Origin of the sequence: Frankia sp. BMG5.23, assembly GCF_000685765.2 — a bacterium.
Lineage (GTDB): Bacteria > Actinomycetota > Actinomycetes > Frankiales > Frankiaceae > Frankia > Frankia casuarinae.
On record NZ_JDWE01000033.1, the window covers coordinates 1 to 20,218 of the forward strand.

The 20,218-nt window shown below is 65.8% G+C and carries 8 protein-coding genes and 1 pseudogene; 6 read left to right on the forward strand and 3 right to left on the reverse strand.

Features of this window, described 5'->3' with window-relative positions:
• Both BMG523DRAFT_RS23235 and BMG523DRAFT_RS14895 read left to right on the forward strand, forming a co-directional pair.
• On the forward strand, positions 1–436 hold a 436-nt coding region (locus tag BMG523DRAFT_RS23235), incomplete at its 5' end, for a lipocalin-like domain-containing protein (protein WP_235463161.1).
• Positions 437–467: 31 nt separating this feature from the next.
• On the forward strand, positions 468–1,319 hold the full coding sequence (locus BMG523DRAFT_RS14895; RefSeq protein WP_082456737.1) for an alpha/beta fold hydrolase: 852 nt from the start codon (positions 468–470) through the stop codon (positions 1,317–1,319).
• Between the two features lie 1,295 nt (positions 1,320–2,614).
• Here the strand turns inward: BMG523DRAFT_RS14895 and BMG523DRAFT_RS14900 are convergent.
• The 3 genes from BMG523DRAFT_RS14900 to BMG523DRAFT_RS14910 form a co-directional block, all read right to left on the reverse strand.
• Entirely contained in the window at positions 2,615–3,973 is a 1,359-nt protein-coding gene (locus BMG523DRAFT_RS14900; protein WP_011435446.1) for a cation:proton antiporter, read from the reverse strand.
• Positions 3,974–4,131: 158 nt separating this feature from the next.
• On the reverse strand, positions 4,132–5,106 hold the full coding sequence (locus BMG523DRAFT_RS14905) for a RimK family alpha-L-glutamate ligase (RefSeq protein WP_011435445.1): 975 nt from the start codon (positions 5,104–5,106) through the stop codon (positions 4,132–4,134).
• Positions 5,103–7,151 carry an NAD(P)/FAD-dependent oxidoreductase gene (locus tag BMG523DRAFT_RS14910; RefSeq protein ID WP_200923113.1) on the reverse strand — a complete coding sequence of 683 codons (2,049 nt, stop codon included), beginning with the start codon at positions 7,149–7,151 and terminating at the stop codon, positions 5,103–5,105. The genes BMG523DRAFT_RS14905 and BMG523DRAFT_RS14910 overlap by 4 nt, the downstream gene beginning before the upstream one ends.
• Positions 7,152–7,432: 281 nt before the next feature.
• Here BMG523DRAFT_RS14910 and BMG523DRAFT_RS14915 point away from each other — a divergent pair, with 281 nt between their 5' ends.
• The 4 genes and pseudogenes from BMG523DRAFT_RS14915 to BMG523DRAFT_RS27395 all read left to right on the forward strand — a co-directional run bounded on the left by BMG523DRAFT_RS14915 (position 7,433) and on the right by BMG523DRAFT_RS27395 (position 20,126).
• Positions 7,433–10,015 carry a LuxR C-terminal-related transcriptional regulator gene (locus tag BMG523DRAFT_RS14915; RefSeq protein ID WP_023841296.1) on the forward strand — a complete coding sequence of 861 codons (2,583 nt, stop codon included), beginning with the start codon at positions 7,433–7,435 and terminating at the stop codon, positions 10,013–10,015.
• A gap of 250 nt (positions 10,016–10,265) precedes the next feature.
• Positions 10,266–13,496, forward strand: coding sequence for a type I polyketide synthase (locus BMG523DRAFT_RS14920; RefSeq protein WP_011435442.1), 3,231 nt, complete (start codon positions 10,266–10,268; stop codon positions 13,494–13,496).
• 24 nt (positions 13,497–13,520) lie between these two features.
• Positions 13,521–14,504, forward strand: a complete 984-nt coding sequence (locus tag BMG523DRAFT_RS14925) for a 3-oxoacyl-ACP synthase III family protein (RefSeq protein WP_023841298.1) — start codon at positions 13,521–13,523, stop codon at positions 14,502–14,504.
• A gap of 145 nt (positions 14,505–14,649) precedes the next feature.
• Positions 14,650–20,126 (forward strand): annotated as a pseudogene (locus BMG523DRAFT_RS27395) (carboxyl transferase domain-containing protein).
• Positions 20,127–20,218 lie beyond the last annotated feature (92 nt).

A 20,218-nucleotide genomic window follows, 5' to 3' on the forward strand; every position in this document is an offset into this window, starting at 1 on the left:
CATCGTTACTGACCGCAATGGAATAATTCTCAGCATGCCCATGGGCACCCAACCGAGCGGTCTAGTGATCTACGCGGCCGACGGCCACATGTCCGCACACCTGCGCGACCCTCAGCGTCGCACCTCAAGCGCATCCGTCTCCGAATTCATGAATAGCTCGCAGGTCGACGCCGAATCGATCGCCATGAACCATCCCTACATCGGATACTGCGGAACCTATTGCCTAGAGGATGATCAAGTCATCCATCATGTGCAGGTGGCGTCTGTTCCCGAATGGATTGGAGGGAACCAGGTTCGCAATTTCGCGTTGAGAGAGAATGTGTTGACGCTGTGTTGTCCGGCGAAGTGGGACGGCTCTGGCATCCGGCTTCCGTACCTGACGTGGGAGCGGATCCGGCCCGCGGAATCGCCAGCTGGTGCGACCGTAGCACCATAGCGGCCACCGCTGACGAAGAAAAGAGCCTGCCATGACGGGCGCACACGCTGGCCGTGCCAATTTTGGCTGGCACGCACGATTCATTGATCTGCCTGCCGGCCGATTCAGCTATCGGGTCTGGAGTGAAGATCGAGATGAACGAATGCGGGTCGTGTTGCTGCATGCCAACGCGGGATCGGCTGCAAGCTGGTCTCGTGTCGGCCCCGCGCTGGGGGATAGGTACCAGGTGTTCGCGCTCGATCTGCGAGGACATGGTGCCAGTGTTCGAGCACCCATCGGGTCGTACGGCCTACGCAAGGCCGCTGATGATGTGGTGTCCTTCCTGACCGCCCTGGGGGTCGAGGAGCCGATGCTGGTCGGCCACTCGTGGGGAGCCGCCGTGGCCCTGGTCACCGCGACCGGTGCCGAGTCGGAGCAGCTTCCCCCGACGGTGTCGAGTCTTGTTCTTGAAGACCCCCCGGTGATGATGTCACCAAAGCTGCAGCGCGAACAGATCAACGATCTGATCAAGGCCATCGCACTGCCCGAAATAGAACTGCGGGAAATCCTCGCCATGGTTCATCCCAGCTGGCACCCCGATGATGTGGACAGTCTGCTGGAGGGTTTCCGGTACGCCGACCCTGCCATCGTCGAGAGCCTGGTGCGCGATGGATCCTGTACGGGCTCGCTACTCCCGCTCCTAGGTCAGCTCACTGTTCGGACCCTTCTCATCCGCGCCAACCCGCTGCGGGGCGGACTGTGGTCCGACGAGGAATGGGCGCACGCACGCCGCATCCTGCCCGCCTGCTGCACCACCGTCGAGTTGCACAACGCATCACACGACGTGCACCGTAGCCAGTTCAACCAGTTCATCCAGGCCGTTCGCGAATTCGCAGAGATCTGAGAAGGTGTTTGAGATTGTCGGTCAGAAGGGGTTTGAGAATGGAGGTTGATAACGGTATGTGACCCGCCGGCGTGCGGGACGATGGCACCCAGACCCGCTGCCTGGACACGACGGCGAGCCGGGCCGCGTTCGGCCCGTCGGGCACCGCCGACGACCCGCCCCACCTACTTGTGCGCGCCGCGCTCATGACCACCTACGCGTCGCGAGCGACGCTCGGGGCCGCGATCGACGGCTCCCACGTCGGCGAGCAGACGCTGGCCGCCCGATCCTCGCCGAGCAGCCGGGGGTGTTCAACGCCCTGCGGACCTGCCTCGAACCGGAGTGGCAACGGTTCAACCAGCTTCCACAACTCGTCCGGGACCGGACGTAGAGCAAGCCGCTCTCCATCACATCCATGATCGTTTATCTACCGGGAACCGCCGCGTGAGACACGCTCTTAAAGTACTTCCATTGAGCTCACACCTGATCATCAATGGCACCAGCAAGGTTCGGAAGAGGCGGGCTGGTTTACCCGCCGAAGGTACTGATGTGATCACCGGAAGGACGCTTCAGGATCTTTTTGACCTCGCGGACGGGTGGAAAACCCGGCCTCTCGGGTAGGTGGAAAAGTTGCGCATAGGGCAGTAGACTACTGAATCATTATGGACACCATACATTCCTTCCAATCCCGATGGCCCCGGACGCCGAGGCACCGTGGCCGTCGAGCCATGGTGACGGTGCTTGGCGCCCTCGTCATCCCATCGACTCTGTTCCTCAGCGGTTGCGGCCAGAACTCCAAGCAGGACAACGGCGGCGCCGTACCCGTACCACGGGCCAGTATCGAGAGTCCGCAAAGTGCGACACCCCGGCCGGCGCCAGCCGGGGCCACCAGCCACGTTGCGGTCATAGCCCAGACAGCGGTCCCAACCCCTCCCGGAGGAAAATTCTAAGAACCTATTTTAGATCTTGCTCTAACCTCGGACGCATGCTGGGCGCCAGAGGATCGGACTCCGGCGCTCGGCGTGCCAACCGGTCGACAGCCCGCTTTATCGGGTCGGGATATGGGACCAGGGTAATTCCAAAACAGCTTCTTGGGTCGGGTGGCCCAGGGGATTCGCACTCCTGGGCTGGTAGGGGCAGGGCGACTCCGAAGGGTCAAAATCCTTCATCTGCCACGCAGTCGTTGGCCTGTCCGTGGTCTTCCCGACGGGCTGACGAGCGGGAGTGAGCCGGTCGGGTCGCGCGGGTCGAGCACACCCCGACCCCACCTACACCACACCCGATCGAGTTACGAAACAGCCTTTTGCAGGATGCGGTTATTTGACGTCCATACCGGCGCTAGCGTCGGGCACCGGAATGTGCGCTTTCGGTGTCGCCGGGGGGTCCAGTCGCCGTAGTGTCTCGTCCGCGGTGTGCTCCACCCGTCGCATCGTGAGGTGCAGGATCGGCGGAGTTATCATGGTGGTGATGAGTGCCACGAGGACCACCACCGTGTAGGCCGCCGTGTTCAACACGCCGAGGCGCAGCCCCACTCCGGCGACGACCAGACCGATGACCCCGCGGGCGTTCAGCCCGGCGCCGAGCGCGAGGGCCTCCCAGTGGCCAAGCCGGCTGGCCCGGGCTCCGAGGTAGGCGCCGGCGAACTTGCCCGCGACGGCAAGCAGCAGGACCACCAGGCCGGCGGCGAGGACCGACAGGTCGGTGAGCTTGCCGAGATCGACCCGTAGCCCGGCGGTGGCGAAGAAGATCGGCGCCAGCACGGTGAGCACCACCGTCCGCAGCGGCGCGACCCGGTCGGGAGCGAAACCCCGGCTGGACCCGATGACGACGCCGGCGATGAACGCGCCGAAGATCGCCTCAAGCTTCAGTGCCTCCGTGGCCGCCGCCGCGGCCAGGATCAGTACGGTGACGACCACGATGTGGCCACCGCCGTCGCGCGCCGTGCTGGCGTATCGAAGTGCCCGTCGGACCGTCGGAGGACCGACCACCAGGGCGGCCAGCACGGTGCCGAGCACGCTGACCACCGGCACGGCGATGTCACTGCCACGCACGCCCGTGGTCGCCATCGCCGACACTATGGAGAGTGCGAACCACCCGGCCACGTCGTCGACTGCGGCCGCGGCCAGGGTGAGCTGGCCGACGTTGCGGTCCAACAGGTTCATGTCGATGAGGATCTTCGCGGCTACCGGGATCGCGCTGACCCCGAGCGCTACGCCGAGGAACACCGCGAACACCAGCCGATGGGCGCCGTCCGCGACGAGAGAGTCAGGCAGCAGTAGACCCGCCGAGACGCCGAGGCCCACCGGAACCAGCAGCCCGGCGAGGCCGACCCGGGCGGCGGCCAGACCCCGGCGCCGCACCATCTGGATGTCCATCTCTATGCCGATGAATCCGACCAGCAGAATCACGCCGAGCTGGCCGACGGCGTCGAGGAGATGGAACTGGTCGGCCCGTGCGGGCAACAGCCAGCCGGCGAAGCCAGGCGCGAGCGCGCCAAGCAGAGATGGCCCGAGGATCACGCCGGTGAGGAGTTCACCCACCACTGCCGGCATTCCCAGCCGCGTTGCCGCCCGCCCGAGGAGATAAGCTAGCCCGAGCAGGACAGCGATCTGGAGCAGGAAAACGAGAAGCGCATGGGGCGACAGCGCGGCTACCGGACCGGATGCGTTGACCATCACTACTCCTGGGAAGGTCAGGCGGACGTCTAAACCGACGGTGACGCCGAGCACGAGCGAGAGTGGCAGGATGAGGTAAACCGCCGGTAGATCCGATGCGCTGCGTGCGTAACCGTTACTCCCCGGGGCCGGCGAGCGTTTCTCGGTAGGTCATCGGGTCAGCCGCCAACCGCCCGCGCGATGGTCTTTGCGTACGTGTCGTAGGCGTTGCCCTCGGTCAGGAGCAGACGGGGGATGACGAGCTCACATTCCAGTAGCCGCAGCACACGGTGTTCGTCCCGCAAGCCGTCAACCCGGCCGAAGATCAACGGTCCGTATCGGTTCTCTAGTGCTTCATATACACAGTACGCCCACTCACGCTCGGCTGGTGTCGGCTGGATCACTTCATTCCGGCCACCGAACCGTTCGTGTGCCCACCAGCCGCCGTCCCGGGCGACTCTTTTGCGGACCGCGTGGCTCAACTTTCCGCCTAGGAAGACGAAGGAGAGTTCACCGTGAGCCAGGATCGATGAAAGAAAGGGCTGGACACAGACGTGATGGGTGGACACCAAGTCACGGAGCAGTGTCTCGGGTTCCGTGTCGCGGCGTGGTGCCACGCCCGTCGCCGACGTTGCTTCGTGGCCGTGCCGGACGAAGTGCGTTGCTGAGGTGCTCGGCCCGCTCCGTGAGACCCGGAAGGTGCGCCAGGAGCCGGCCGAGACGGTTGGCTTGATGACGACATGGTCCCATCCGGTCTGGGTCATGAGCGTGTCAATCGTCACGTCCTCGCCCCGGGAAACCCACCGGGTCGGGATCACCGCGATGCCGTCCTGTTCGAGCTCTGACAGGTACCGACGTTTGTCGAGCGTCCCGACGGCCACCCGCATCGAGTTCAGAATTGGAATCTTCCCGTCCAGCTCCAGATACAGTCTCCGGATCCTGTCAAGAAAGTCGGGCCGCTCGTGGAAGCCGCGGCACATTCGTAGGTTCACGCCGTCGAACGCTGTCCAGTCGACGGTGTGCACGTTGTCGAGATGGACCGCGACTGCCGTGACACCGTAATCAGCCAGGGCGGTAACGATCTGTGGGTACTCCGCGTGCGGCGAGTCCAAATGTAGATAAGCGATCGGTCGCCCAGTGGTAACGGCTTTCATTCATTCTTCCTTAGCAAGGCCTCGTGGTTAGCGAGTTCGCTGGCCGTCGCGCTGTCGCTGGGGCGGCGTACAAGCAGGCGCAGGCGTCGGATCGCCGTGTCCGCCCCGTCCCACAGATAGGCAGCGGAGAATCCGGCGAGCAGGGCGTACGGCCGCAGCCGGATCACCCATCGCAATCGGGTGTTGGCCGGCACGGGCAACCGGTCCAACCAGGTCGCGGTGCCCTCTGGTCGTAGTTCCGCGGGTTCCACCAGGTCATGAGCTGAAATATCTCGTCCGCGGTCCCCGCCGATCGCCAGCCACCACAGCTTAGGCAGCGGCGCGGTGACGTTCTGGACACTACGGACCGTTGGTAGCTTGACACCGTGATCCAGCCGCCACCGTGCGCGGGCCGCGAGGTTGGCCTGTAGCCGGCTCTGTATCCAATGCACGGTTTCCGGCGGCAACCACCGCCACAGCGGGGCCCGGGAGTAGAATAGCGTGGATTGCAGACGCCGCCGGACGCGGCGGTTCTTCGGGGTCTCCCGAGTGGTGTCGCCCTCGGTGTCGACGAGCCATCGGGTGAGCGCTGAACGGGTGCTGCCCACCGACCAGAACACCATCATATCAAGCACGTGGGACAACACGAAGAAGCGAGGATCCGCGATCGCGGCAGTGTACTTTTCGCGGACCATCGCGCGCAGCATGTGCCAGTCCTGGCGAGTGGCTCGGTTCACCCGCTCGATATACGCCCGGTCCAGGTTCCCGGAGCGGACGTCGTCCTGGACAATGTTGGCGAGATGCCAACTGGTCACCAACGCCAGCGCGATTCCCTGGCTGTAGTAGGCGTCGATGATGCTGCCCGCGTCGCCTACCATTGCATAGCGCTGCGGGCTGACGAACGTGTCGGTCCAGTGCTGGACGTTCCGGTAGGTCCGGAACTCAAGGAGTGACTCCGGTGCGATCACCTTGTCGAGGACGGGGTGCCGCCGGATGAGATTCCAGAACTGCTCCTGCGGAGTTCGGCCGGGTGGCGCCGACCGCTGGTCGAAAGTCGCGCCGACGCTGATCCGTTCCTTCGAGAGCCGGATGACCCAGATCCAGTAACCGGCCCCCCACAAATGTACGGTGTACAGGTCGCGTTGCGTATCGCGGCCGTTAGGGAAGGTATGCGTCCACTCGTCACCGAACAGGCCGTCGGTCACGCCCTCGAACTGGCCCCAGACCGCTGTCGTCTGAAATCCGTCAGTCAGTTCCCGCCGCTCCGCGGCATGTCCGCGGCCGCGGGCCAACAACCGGTTGCGTCCAGAACAGTCGACGACCCAGCGCGTTCGGATGATGTTGCTGTGCCCGGTTGTGCCGTCCAGCCATTCCACCTGGTGCCAGTCCGCTCCCGGGGAGATCTGTATGTCGCTCACTCGGGCGGTGTCGACGAAAGTGATTCCAGCACGCCGTCGGACGGCCGCACACATCGAATCCTCCGCTTCGGGACGGACGATCTGCATGTCGAGGAACATGCAGCGGAACCACTTCTTGTCGGGCGCAAGATCGTAGAGATAATGCGGCGGATGCGGGTCGGCGTTGATGGCCCACTCGGTGGCGTCGTGGAAGTCTGATCTGTTCTCCGTGCCGTGGGAGAACCATACACCGAGTTTCGCGAATGATTCCTCGGTGATGAACTCATCCAGCTCGCCCACAGTGCGGAGAAAAGCACTTGTGAAGACTAGGAACGACTCTCCAACCTTGTAGCTGTGTTTCTTGTCGCGAAGGTTGTCGATCAGCGTTACTCGCAGGCCTCGTTTGGCAAGCTGAAGGGCGTTCGCCAGGCCTATGATGCCGGCACCGACTACCACGACATCAGTTTCGGAGGTCGTCTGCCGAATCACCGGCAAGCCCTTCGGTGAATGCGCTTTCTCGTTGGTCATCAAATCAGATCTTTGTCGAAGTTTCCGGGAAACGCGGTCGGCCTCGCCCACCGGCTGGATTTTCGCATCTGGTCTCGCGTGCTTAGTCTCGCATAAATTTACTTCGTCATAAGCGCACAGGACTGGTGTCGACGATACCAAGGGACTTTGTTGGCTAGCTCCGCAACCAGATCCGGCCGCCACGTTAACGATCTTCCTAACTGCCCTGCTTCGCAGGGTCTCCCCCAACTCTGGCGTCATCTCATTGCATGGAACACGGATGTACAACACCCGACTATTACAATTGATTGGCCTGTGGATGTGCCATTGCCCTGGCTGCCTACACCCGCTCCAGCCGGTCGGCTCCGGTCCCCGGCATCCCAAGGCTGCTGGCAGTGCAGTCTGCGTCCTCGGCATGGGTGCAGCCTGAGCGACGGACCGGTGTGCGGGGACGGGAGAACTACCTGTCTCACTACCTGTCCGCTCGCCTGCCCACCTGTCTGTCCCAGTTGTCCACCTGTCCGTCCCAGTTGTCCACTTATCCGACCAAGTTGTGTCCCCCCACAGGTAGCGGGACGGTGTTGTGTGTGTCCGGACGTGGAAGGTCGAACCTGCCGGCGGAACTAACCAGCTTCGTCGGTCGCAGACAGGAGCTGGCAGAGGCATTGCGGTTGCTGGCCGGCGCCCGGTTGCTCACGCTGACCGGGCCCGGGGGGGTCGGGAAGACCCGCCTCGCCCTTCGGCTCGCGGCGGACCGGCAGCGCGCGTTCCCCGACGGTGTCTGGATCGCCGAGTTGGCCGACCTCGACGACCCGTCACTGGTCGTCGACGCGGTCGCCGAGGCGATGGACCTGCAGTTCCTCTCCGGGCGATGGACCGCGGCGACGCTCGCCGCGCACCTTGCTCCGCGCAGGATCCTGCTCGTGCTCGACAACTGCGAGCACCTCGTGGACACGTGTGCCCGGCTCGTCAACACCCTGCTGCGCGCGGGCCCGGACCTGCGGGTCATCGCAACCAGCCGCCACCTGCTCGGGGTGGCGGGGGAACGGGTGCTGAAGGTGCCCCCGCTGAGAGTACCCCCGGTGCCGGCCCCGGGCGCGGACCAGTCCGCGTTGGCTGGCGGGCTCATCCAGTACGAGGCGGTGAGCCTGCTGGCGGAGCGCGCGGCGGCGGTACTGGGGGAATTCAGCCTCGACGAGGGCAACTGGCGGACCGTCGCGTCGCTGTGCCATCGCCTGGATGGCATCCCGCTGGCGATCGAACTGGCGGCTGCTCGGCTCCGGACGCTGTCCCTGGAGCAGATCCTCGATCGGCTCGACAACCGCTACGCCCTGTTGACGCGAGGCAACAGGGCCGGACCCCGCCGCCAGCAGACCCTGCGCGCGCTGATCGACTGGAGCTTCGGCCTGTGCAATCCCGAGGAGCAGCAGATGTGGGCGTGCCTGTCGGTGTTCGCCGACGGGTTCACCTTGGAGGCGGCTGAGCAGGTGGAGGGCGCCAGGTACCCGCCGGCAGTCGTGCTGGACGTGCTGAGCGGGCTGGTTGACAAGTCGATTCTGGTCCGTGACGACGACGAGGGGATGGTCCGGTTCCGGATGCTGGACACCATTCACCAGTACGGCCAGGACCGCCTGCGCGAGTCCGGTCGGGAACAGGACGTGCGCCGTCGGCATCTCGCCTACTACCGCCGGATGGCGGCCCTCGCCGACGCTCAGTGGTGCAGCCCGGCCCAACTGGACTGGATCCGGCGGATCCGGAACGAGCAAGCGAACCTACGGGTTGCGCTGGACCTCTGCCTCACCACACCGGGCCTGGCGGAGACCGCTCTGTCCATCATGGTGGCCTTGTGGCAATACTGGGCCGCCATCGGGCTACTCAGCGAGGCGCGCTTCTGGTTTGATCGGGGGCTGAGCAAGGCCACGGAGCCGGACGGGATCCGGGCCATCGGTCTGCAATCGGCCGCCCACGCCGCGTCCCTCCAGGGCGACATCACCGCGGCGGCGTCGCTGCTGGCCGAGGCTCGCGATCTGGCCGCCAGGCTGCACGAGCAGCGGGTGCTCGCACGCATCGCCTGCGTCGAGGGCAGGCTCGCCGCCATCAGCGGGGACACGTCGGCGGCGGTGGAGCGCAGTCAGGACGCCCGCCGCCGGTTCACTGACCTCGACGAGCCGCTCGGTCTCGCCCAATCACTGCTCTATCTCGGGCTGGCCCACGGAATCCGCGAGGAACAGGACGCGGCGGCGACCGTCTTCGCGGAATGCGTGGCGTTGACCGAGCGCTTCGGCGAATGCTGCTTCCGCTCGTTCGCTCTGTGCGGCCTCGGTCTGGCGGCCTGGCAGCTAGGCGAGTTGGAGCAGGCGATGGAGCACCATGCCGCGGCCATCTCCCTCAAATACGCGTTCCACGACCATGTCGGCATCGCCGTCGCGCTGGAGCAGCAGGCGTGGGTCATGGCCTCGGCCGGTCGGCACCACGAGTCCGCGGTCCTGCTCGGCGCGGCCGGGCGGATCTGGCGTGAGACCGGGGCGTCGATCGCCGTCTTCGGGCTCGCCTCGTTCCACCACCGATGCGAGGCGTCCCTGCGACGCGTCCTGGATCAACGGAAGCTCGAACGCGCCCTAGCGCAGGGCGCGGAACTCGACCTGGACGAGGCCGTCGCCGCGGCTACCCAGGGCACCGGGACTCCCGTCGCCCACCCCGTCGTTCCCGCCGGCGAGCCGGAGGTGCCCCTGACCCCTCGGGAGCGTCAGGTGGCGGACCTCGTCGCCCGCGGTCTGAGCAACAAGGAGATCGCGAGCTACCTGGTGATCGCCCAGCGCACGGCGGAAGGTCACGTCGAGCGCATTCTCGGCAAGCTCGGTTTCACCTCACGGGCCCAGATCGTCGCGTGGGTTAAGGACAGCAGCAGGAGCCCCCAGGAACGTACGTGTGAGCCGCAGCGACATGTTGGCGAGCGCGAGCGGAGCGCCTCCACCTCACCCCCGCCTCCTCATGGAGAGTCTGGAGGCGTACAACCTCACGGGTAGTCACGGGCCGCGACTTCGCTGGCGGCTGTGGATCATCTGACGGGGCCTCATCACAGATCTCATCAGAGCGCAGATCTCCGGACCGGGACACCAGGCACCTCCTCCTGCGTGGGCCCGGTCGAGGCCCGGCGTGTCCGCCCCGCCGACAACCACACCAAAGTGGAATATATATTAACCAAGTGGTTGATAAGCGACCGGATTGGGGTACTCTTCCTTCATCATCTCAACTGAGTCGCTGAGGAGCGTCCTCGTGTCGAAGCAGAGGAAGAGCGACGATCGACTGCCCCGGGTCTCCCCGGATCTTGCGGACCCGATCCGGCCCGTCCTGGTCGAACAGCTGACCAACAGTGACATCACGGTCACTACAACCGACGACTCCGCCAACGACGCTCCGGTCAAGAAGGCGGATCAGACCATCCGCGCGGATCCGAGTAAGGGTTCGGGTGAACGGACGCGGGATGCTGGGGGAAACACCTCCAGCGCGGTTGCGGTGATTGGGATCGGGTGCCGCCTTCCTGGCGGCGTTGGTTCCGCGGCGTCGCTGTGGGATTTCCTCCGCGACGGTCGTGATGCGGTCACCGATGTGCCATCAGAGCGATGGAGTGAGGCGTCGCGGGAAGCATCGCAGGCAGAGACCGATCGGAACGTGCTGTGGCGTGGCGGGTTTTTGTCGGAGGACGTCGGCGCCTTCGATCCAGAGGCCTTCGGTATCGACCCGACCGAGGCAGAGTTGATCGATCCTCAACATCGGCTGTTGCTGGAGGTCGTGCAGGAGGGGTTCGAGCACGCTGGATTGCCAACCGATGACCTGGTAGGGAGCAGCACTGCTGTGTTCGTCGGCATGTCCAACTTGGACCATATGCTCCACGCACATCAGCTCCCGAGCGGCGGGGGCCCCTACTTTGTGCCCGGTAACCAGGCCGGACCGGCATCCGGTCGGATATCGCACGTCTTCGGTTTGCGCGGTCCCAGCATGACCGTGGACACGTCGTGTTCGACAGGGTTGGCCACCGTGTACCTGGCATGTAACAGCCTTCGGCAGGACGAGTGTGACCTCGCGATCACTGGCGCGGTCAACCTGCTACTCAGCCCCCGAACGTTCCTGGCCTATAACGAGTTGGGAGTGCTATCTCCCACCGGGCGATGCTTCAGCTTTGACGAACGAGCGGACGGCTACGTTCGGGCCGAGGGCTGCGTGGTCCTCGTACTTAAACGTCTCGACGACGCGATGCGTGACCAGGACCGCGTGCTCGCCGTGCTACGGGGGGTGGCGGTCAATCATGACGGGAAGACGTCCCCGTTCACCGTTCCTTCCGAGCAAGCTCAGGAAGAGGTGTTCCGTACCGCCCTGAGTATTGCCGATGTCGACCCGGAAGAAATTGGAATGATCGAAGCGCACGGCACCGGAACCATCGTTGGCGACCCGATCGAGTTCCGTTCGCTGGCCGCCGTCTACGGACGGGGACGAGGCCGGTGTGCATTGGGTTCGGCTAAGACGAACTTCGGCCACGCCGAACCCGCCGCGGGCATGGTGGGGCTACTCAAAGCCATATTGGCGGTGTACCACGGTGAGGTCCCGGCGTCCCTGCATTTCCGACGGTGGAACCCCGCTATCAACCCGTCCGGCACCAGGTTGTTCGTTCCGACCGTAACGACACCATGGCCAGTCACCGGTGGTCCGCGCCTCGCGGCCGTGTCCTCCTACGGTGTGGGCGGGACCAACGCGCATGCCATCGTGGAGGAACCGCCGGATTCCAGCTCCCCGGTCGCGCCGAGGTCGTCCAGCAGCAGCGACGATTCCGTTCTCACGTTCCTGCTGTCGGAAGGATCAGAAACTGCGCTGCAGCATTCCGCGATCAGGCTCGCCGACTGGCTCATCCGCTCCGGCGCGACGACACCCTTGAAAGATATCGCGCACACGCTCGCGGTACGCCGCTCGCACGGCCCCGAGAGACTGGCGGTCGTCGCTCGCTCCCGGGACGATCTCGTCAACCGCCTACGCGCATATGCCGACGGGACACACCCCCGTCCTGAAGGCATGGTCAACGATTATGTCCACGCCGAGCACGCAACGGGACCGGTGTGGGTGTTCAGCGGCCACGGCTCGCAGTGGCCCGGTATGGGGCGAGACCTGTTCGCCACCGAACCCGTGTTTGCCGACACGATCGCGGCGCTCGACCCCCTGATTCGCGCCGAGTCGGGTTTCTCGCCGGAGGAGGTGCTGCGGGCCGGTGACGAGGTGACCCGAATCGACCAGGTACAGCCCTTGATTTTCGTGGTACAGGTCGCTCTGGCGCGCACCCTGCAATCCCACGGCATCCACCCCGCCGCCGTAGTAGGACACTCCATGGGTGAAATCGCCGCCGCCGTGATCGCGGAGGCGTTGACCGTGGAAGACGGCATCCGCGTCATCTGCCGTCGGTCTCGGCTGTGCGTTCCCATCGCCGAAGCCCGCGTTGCGGCGATGGCGGTCGTCGAACTGGATGCGGCCACGGTCCAGGCAGAGATCGACCATCTTCCCGACGTGGCTGTCGCGTTCTTCGCCGCACCCCGGTCCACCGTGATCGGCGGTACTCGAGTCGAAGTCGAACGCCTGGTCGAAAGCTGGACATCCCGCGACGTTCCCGCGCATATGATCAATGTCGATGTCGCCTCGCACTGTCCCCTGATCCATCCAGTCGCCGACGCGTTGACCGCTGAGCTCAGCGATATACGGCCTAGGCAGCCGACGATCCGTTTCTATACCACGGTTCTGCCTGATCCGCGGCAGACACCCACATTCGATGCTGCCTACTGGGGTGAGAACATGCGCTGCCCGGTTCGGGCGGTGGATGCCACGACCGCCATCGTCAACGACGGACACCAGCTTTTCCAGGAGATCTCTCCACATCCGGTGGCAATCCACCCGCTTATTCTGACCCTCCAGGCGGCCGGGGCGCCGGAGGCCACGGTTGTACCGACTACCGATAACAGGCACGATCAGGCCACAGCCCTACGAACGAGCATCGCAGCGCTTCATTGCGCCGGGCTCGACATGAATTGGCGGCGGTGGCACGGCGATGGAGCCATCGCGGACGTGCCGCCTACGACGTGGGACAGACGCACCTATCTGATCAAGCTACTCAGGAACCTGGCGCCCCCGACCGACTCGGCCCGGTCAGCGCATACAGAGCCGACCGAGCAACGTCCGGACACTGGGACGGACGCCGACATCAGCGCCGAGATTTCACAGGCTACCAGAGATGAACGCCTCAAGATCATCAGAAAGATGATCATTGAAATCTTGCGTGAGATCCTCAGCTTGCGAGCGCGTCGACTGAGCCCTAGTGCCGCCTTTTCGGAACTCGGTCTGAACTCCCTACGCGCCGTGGAATTCCGCGGACGAATCCAGCAAATATTCAAGGTCTCCATCTCGCTCGCCGCAATCCGGGAGCATCCCACAATCGCAGAATTCAGTGAGTATATCGCCGAACTGCTGTAGCCTCGACCCCTGAAAGGATTAATCGTGAACACAGCCATTCTGGGAACCGGGTCATACGTCCCAGAAAAAATTTTGACGAGTGAAGAAATGGAAGATCGCCTCGGTCTCGACCGTGGCAAGATCTTCGAGAAGACCGGCATCCGCGAACGCCGTGTGGCAGCACCGCACGAGGCCACCTCGGATCTGGCTGCCCACGCCGCACGACAGGCGCTCGCCGCGGCAGGCATGCAGGCCCGGGACATCGATCTGATCGTGCTTGCCACATCCACACCCGACCAGCCCATGCCCGCCACCGCATGCCACGTTCAAGCATCCATCGGCGCCACTCGAGCGTTCGCCTTCGATATTCAAGCGGTCTGCACCGGCTTCATCTACGCGCTGAAGTGCGCCGACTCCCTACTTGCCGCGGACCCGGATTACTCCACCGCCTTGGTTATTGGCGCCGACACCTATTCGCGCATTCTTGACTACACCGACTACCGCACCTCGACTCTTTTCGGAGACGGTGCTGGCGCGGTCGTCCTCGGCAAGGTACCTGACGGACAAGGCCTGTTGGCGAGCACCCTGTACTCGGACGGGCGCAACAAGGACTTGATCCAGATCCCAGGCGGAGGCAGTCGAATACCTCCGAGCCATCTCAGCATCGAGAAACATCAGCACTACTTCATGATGAACGGCCGGGAGGTTCGTCGCCTGGCAACCGAGAAGTTGGCAGCAGTCGTGACGGAACTGTGCACGACTGTGGGTATAACGCTGCCCGACGTTGATCTCATCGTGTCTCATCAGGCGAACGGCGTGATGCTGGCCGACCTGGCTGAGAACCTGGGGCTCGCCTCGGGAATGTTGCATCTCACCGTCGGCAAGTACGGCAACACCGGTGCCGCTTCCGTGCCGATCACACTGGATGACGCTGTACGGGCCAGTCGGCTCCAGCGGGACTCCCTGCTCCTTATCGTGGCTTTCGGCGGCGGCGCGACGTGGGGTGGAGTCGCCTTGCGCTGGGCGTAGGCCCGATATCAAGCAGTCGCCGATCCCGGCGCGGTCATCGCGACCGGCCGGGCGCCATCCCCACATTCCGGTCAGTCACCAGTCGCGAGGACGAACCGGCCACCCGCCAGCCGAATGATGTGTCTTGAGCAGGAAGGACTCAGCCGTGTTCCGCTGCGTCGCCATCGTCAACCGTGGTGAGGCCGCGATGCGCCTCATCCGAGCCGTTCGGGAGATAGTCGCCGAGACCGCGACAGCGATCGAGACCGTCGCCCTGTACACCGACGTCGACCGCACCGCGACGTTCGTGCGCGAGGCCGACAGGGCCTACTGTCTTGGCCCGGCCGCCGCGCGTCCCTATCTCGATCTGAGGGTCCTAGAGCGCGCGCTGGTGGAGACTGGGGCCGACGCCGCGTGGGTCGGCTGGGGCTTCGTCGCGGAGGACCCGGCGTTCGAAGAGCTTTGCGAGAGGCTCGGGGTCACCTTCATCGGGCCTAGTTCCGAGGCCATGCGTAAGCTCGGCGACAAGATCGGCGCGAAGCGGATCGCCGAGGAGGTCGGCGTGCCGGTCGCGCCGTGGAGCCGCGGTCCGGTCGAGAGCCTGGACGCCGCCCTGGCAGCGGCTGCCAAGATCGGTTATCCGCTTATGCTCAAGGCGGCCGCGGGCGGCGGCGGTCGGGGCATCCGTGTGATCAGGGACGAGTCCGAGCTTGTCAACGCCTTCGAGCGCACCAGGCAAGAGGCCGCGCGGGCGTTCGGCATCGATGTCATGTTCCTGGAGCGCCTAATTACTGGGGCCCGGCACGTCGAGGTCCAGGTGATTGCCGACGGCCAGGGCACCGCGTGGGCGCTCGGCGTCCGTGACTGCTCGGTGCAGCGGCGCAACCAGAAGGTAATCGAGGAGTCGGCCTCGCCGGTGCTCAGCCCGGAGCAGGCGGCCAACCTCAAGGCCGCGGCCGAGCGGCTGATCGTCGCGGTCGGCTACCGGGGCGCGGCGACCGTCGAGTTCCTCTACCATCCCGGCGACAAGCAGGTCACGTTTCTCGAGGTCAACACCCGCCTGCAGGTCGAGCACCCGATCACCGAGGCCACAACCGGGTTCGACCTGGTCAAGGCCCAACTACACGTGGCCTCGGCCGGCCGGCTGCAGGGCGTGCGGCCGGTCGAGCGCGGACACGCCGTCGAGGCCCGGCTCAACGCGGAGGACCCCGACCGCGACTTCATGCCGTGCCCGGGCCACATCACGCGGCTGGAGCTGCCAGCCGGACCCGGCATCCGCGTCGACACTGGCTTCAGCGAGGGCGACACCATCCCGGCCGACTTCGACTCGATGATCGTGAAGATCATCGCCTACGGCCGCGATCGCGACGGGGCGCTGGGCCGGCTGCGCCGGGCGATTCAGGAGACCAAAGTGATCATCAAGGGTGGTGTCACGAACAAGAGCTTCCTGCTGGACCTGCTCAACCGGCCCGAGCTGATCGACGCCAGCGCGGACACCGGCTGGATCGACCGCGTCGGGGACGGGCTTGTCTCGCACCGGCACTCCGCCGTGGCCCTGGTGGCAGCGGCCATCGACGCGTACGAGGAGAAGGAGCACGTCGAGCGGCAGCGGCTGCTGTTGACGGCGTTCGGCGGACGCCCGCAGGTGCAGCACGACAGCGCTCGGCCGCTGGACCTCAAGTTGCGCGACGTCGGCTACCGGGCGCGCGTGGCGCGGCGGGGCCCGTGCCGGTTCCACGTCAGCCTCGAAGCGGGCGCCGACGTCCGCACCGCTGACGTCAAGATTGACCGCTTCGATCGGCACACCGGGCAGATCGTCGTCAACGGTGCCCGGTACCGGCTACTCGCCGACATCCACGGGCCCGTCCACCTGATCGAGGTGGACGGCGTCACCCACCGGGTCAGCCGCGACGAGGGCGACGTCGTCCGCTCGCCCATGCCTGCCATGGTTATCGCCACGCCGCTGGAGGTTGGCGCCGAGATCGAGGCGGGCGCACAAATCCTGGTGCTGGAGAGCATGAAAATGGAGACGGTGCTGCAGGCGCCGTTCAAGGCGCGGGTGAGGGAATACTTCGTCTCCGTGGGCAGCCAGGTAGAGGCGGGTGCGCCGCTGCTGCGGCTGGAGCCGATCGCCGGCGCCGAGGTCGAGGACAGCCCGGCCGCCGCGGCGGCCGGGCTGGACCTGCCGACCGCGCCCGAGGAGGTCCCGGCGCGTGAGCGCACCGCGCGCGGCCTGGAGGATCTGCGCGCTTTGCTGCTGGGCTTCGACCTGCACGATGAGCGCCAGGTGCTCCACGACTACCTCGCCGCGCGTCGGGCGGCCACCGAGGAGGGCCACCAGCCGCTGGCCAAGGAGCTAGAGATCATCGAAATATTCGCCGACCTGGCCGAGCTGAGCCGGAACCGGCCTGCCCGCATGGACGTCGGCGATGAGGGCCACCTGCGCAACCCTCACGAGCACTTCCACACCTACCTGCGCAGCCTCGACGTCGAGCGGGCCGGGCTACCGGAGGCGTTCCAGGCCAAACTGGCCAAGGCGCTCGGGCATTACGACGTCACCGACCTGAAACGCTCCCCCGAGCTCGAGGCCGCGGTGTTCCGGATCTTCCTCGCCCGGCAGCCCGCCACCGCCAAGGTGGCCGCCAAGGTAGTTGCAGCGCTGCTGGAATCGTGGCGGTGGGAGCCGCCGCCGGACAAGTCCGTGCACAAACCGGTGCGTCTGGCGCTGGAGCGGCTGGTGGCCGCCACGAAGGGCCACTTCCCCGTGGTTGCCGACCTCGCGCTCGACGTGATGTTCGCCTGGTTCCAGCATCAGCAGTTGCTGCGCCGTGCCCAGGAGCGCATCCGTATCTTCGAGCACCTGCTCCACCTGGACGCCTACCCGGACGCGCCGGATCGCACCGAGCGCATCGCCGAGATGGTGCGCAGCACCGAGCCGCTGGTGCCGCTGCTGGGCCAGCGGCTGCTGCGCGGCGACCGGGATAACACGGTCATACTGGAAGTGCTGACCCGCCGGTACTACGGCAACAAGGACCTCACCCACATCCGCGCCACCGAGTACGCCGGCTACCGGTTCTGGGTGGCCGAGCGCGCGGGCTCCAGGCTCGTCTCCTGCGCAGTTGGCTTCGACGCGCTGGACGCGGCGCTGGGTGGGCTTGCGGAGCTGGCAGGCGGCGAGCGCTCCGTCGATGCTGACATCTACCTGTCCTGGGAGAACCAGCCGGCGGACTCCGACGTGATGGCGGCCGCGCTGGGCGAGGCCGCCAGCGCGCACCCGCTGCCGCCCCAGGTGCGTCGGCTCACCATCACCATCACCCCGGAGGCAGCCGCACGATGACCCACCACTTCACGTTCCGGCCGTCGGACGCCGGGATGGCCGAGGAACGGCTGATCCGCGGCCTGCACCCGTGCATCGCGCAGCGGATGCAGCTGGAGCGGCTGAGCAAATTCGACCTCACCCGGTTGCCGTCGTCAGACGAGGATGTGTACCTCTACCAGTGCGTGGCGCGGGAGAATCCGTCGGATAACCGCTTTGTCGCGTTCATCCAGGTACGCGACCTGTTTAGGGAGCACGATCATGATGGCCAGCTGGTCGCGTTGCCAGCGGCCGAGGACGCCGTGGCCGCCTGCGTCGACTCGATCCGCCGCGCGCGGTCGCGGCGACCGTCGGACAAGCGTTTCAACACCAACCGGATCGTGGTCTACGTCTGGCCGCCGAGCGACATCACCCGCACCGAGCTGGAGATGATCGCTGAGCGTGTGCTGCTGATGACCGCGGACGCCGAGCTAGAGGAGATCCTGTTCATCGCCCAGCAGCGCAGCCCGCAGACCGGCGAGCTGTCTGAGATCGCCGTGTGTGTCTCCTTCAAGACCACGGGCGCCGAGCTGACCGTTGGCGAGCCTTCGGTCGAGCCGGTCGAGCCGATCGACGATTACCGGCTCAAGGTGCTACGCGCGAGCAACCGCAAGATGATGCACCCGTATGAACTGACCGACCTGCTCGGCGACTTCGTCGAGTACGACCTCGACGACAACTGCGCGCTGGTGCCGGTCGACCGGCCGAAGGGGCACAACACCGCGGCGATCGTCGTGGGTGTGGCCACCACCCCGACCAGGCTGCACCCGCAGGGTGTCACCAGGGTCGTACTGCTCAGCGACCCGACGAAGTCGCTCGGCGCACTGTCAGAGCCGGAGTGCCGCCGCGTGATCGCCGCACTGAACCTGGCCGAGCGGAGGCGGTTGCCGCTGGAATGGTACGCGCTGTCCTCCGGTGCCCGGATCTCCATGGAATCGGGCACGGAGAACATGGACTGGGTGGGCGCGGCACTCAAGCAGATCGTCGAGTTCACCCAGGCCGGCGGCGAGATCAACATCGTGGTCACGGGCATCACCGTCGGTGCGCAGCCGTACTGGAACGCCGAGGCGACGATGCTCATGCACACCAAGGGCATCCTGGTGATGATCCCGGACTCGACGATGGTGCTCACCGGCAAGCAGGCAGTGGATGTCTCCGGCGGCGTGTCGGCCGAGGACAACTTCGGCATTGGCGGCTACGACCGAGTGATGGGCCCGAACGGGCAGGGGCAGTATTGGGCGCCGAACCTGACCGCCGCCGTGGACATGCTGATGGCATACTACAACCACACATATGTCGCCCCCGGCGAGGATGGTCCGCGGCGAGCGGAGACGAACGACCCCGTCGACCGCGACATCTCCGACTACCCTCACTCGGTGGCTGGCAGCGACTTCACCTCCGTCGGTGAGATCTTCTCCGCCGAGGCCAACCCGGACCGCAAGAAGCCCTTCGGCATCCGCCCTGTGATGGAGGCGCTGTCCGACCAGGACCACCCGGTGCTGGAACGCTGGAAGCACATGGAGAGCGCGGAGACCGCGGTGGTGTGGGACGTACACCTCGGCGGCATACCGGTATGCCTGATCGGCATCGAGTCGCGCGCTGTGCCGCGGCACGGTTTCCCGCCCACCGACGGCCCGGAAATCTATACTCCGGGCACGCTGTTCCCGCAGTCCTCGAAGAAGGTCGCACGGGCGATCAACGCGGCAAGCGGGAACCGGCCGCTGGTGGTGCTGGCGAACCTGTCGGGCTTCGACGGCTCGCCGGAGTCGATGCGCAAGCTGCAGCTGGAGTACGGCGCCGAGATCGGCCGCGCGATCGTGAACTTCCGCGGGCCCATTGTATTCTGCGTGATCTCGCGGTACCACGGTGGCGCGTTCGTGGTGTTCTCGAAGGCGCTGAACCCGAACATGACCGTGCTGGCGCTGGAGGGCTCGTTCGCCTCGGTTCTCGGCGGCGCTCCCGCCGCCGCGGTGGTATTCGCCCGCGAAGTCGACGCCCGCACCGCGGCCGACCCGCGGGTGCGCGGCCTGGAGGCCCGCGTCGCGGCTGCCACCGGCGCCGACCACACCGCGCTAACCGCGGAGCTCGACGAGCTCCGCGTCTCGGTCCACGCGGAGAAGCATCGCGAGATAGCCACGGAGTTCGACCGCCGGCACACTATCCAACGCGCGGTCGAGGTCGGCTCCGTCGACGCCGTCATCCCCCCCGCCGAATTGCGCCCGCGGGTCATCGAGGCCATCGAGGCATCAAAGCCCGTGGGCGCTGACCCCGAAAATGAGGTGAGGTGACGGCGCGCCGGGGCCCGGTGGCCGTCGAACGTGAGATCGAACGCGTTCAGAGCGGGGCGGTCCCAACCGATCGGTGCGGTCCCACCGCCCTG